General features: G+C 68.8%; 2 rRNA genes. Both read right to left on the reverse strand.

Annotated features, from left to right (window positions below):
- Window positions 1-451 precede the first annotated feature (451 nt).
- A 5S ribosomal RNA gene (gene rrf, locus BMW62_RS16175) occupies window positions 452-568 on the reverse strand.
- 125 nt (window positions 569-693) lie between these two features.
- Window positions 694-784, reverse strand: a 23S ribosomal RNA gene (locus BMW62_RS16180); the annotation flags it as partial.

Raw genomic sequence — 784 nt, forward strand, 5'->3', positions numbered from 1 at the left:
CTGCGGACGGCGGTCCTGCCAGTCACCGCGGGGCCGGTCACCCTGCGGGCGGTCCGAACGCTGCGGACGGTCACCCTGGGGACGGCGGTCCTGCCGGTCACCGCGGGGACGATCCCCCTGCGGGCGGTCCGAGCGCTGCGGGCGATCCGAACGCTGCGGACGGTCACCCTGGGCACGCCGGTCCTGCCAGTCCCCGCGGGGACGGTCGCCCCGCGACCCGCCACGAGAAGCAGCGTCTCCACCAGCCCGGCGATCCGCCTGGGGCCGAGAGCCGCGGGACGCCGGCCGCCCTCGCCCGGAATCGGACCCACCGGGGCCACGTCGCGGAGCAGTCATGTGTTCTCGGTACCTCTTTGCTCGACGCCGCACACGACCGAAATGGCCGGCGGCGGACATGGAAAAAGCGAACGGGGGTCAGAGCACTAGCTCTGACCCCCGTTCGGTGAAGTATGTCCGGCGGCGTCCTACTCTCCCACCCCGTCTCCAGGGCAGTACCATCGGCGCTGAGAGGCTTAGCTTCCGGGTTCGGAATGTTGCCGGGCGTTTCCCTCTCGCCATGGCCGCCGTAACTCTGTGAACTTCGAACTTCCCCGCTGGGGGGGCTGGTTCGTGCGTTCAGAACCGCACAGTGGACGCGAAACAGTCTTCTTCGTTGATGACTTGGTACACAGGGCCCTCGTGGAGGAGGTGTGTGTGGTCAAGCCCTCGGCCTGTTAGTACCGGTCAGCTCCACACCTTGCGGTGCTTCCACTTCCGGCCTATCAACCCGCTGGTCTGGGCGGGG

Source organism: Blastococcus sp. DSM 46786 (assembly GCF_900109665.1).
GTDB lineage: Bacteria > Actinomycetota > Actinomycetes > Mycobacteriales > Geodermatophilaceae > Blastococcus > Blastococcus carthaginiensis.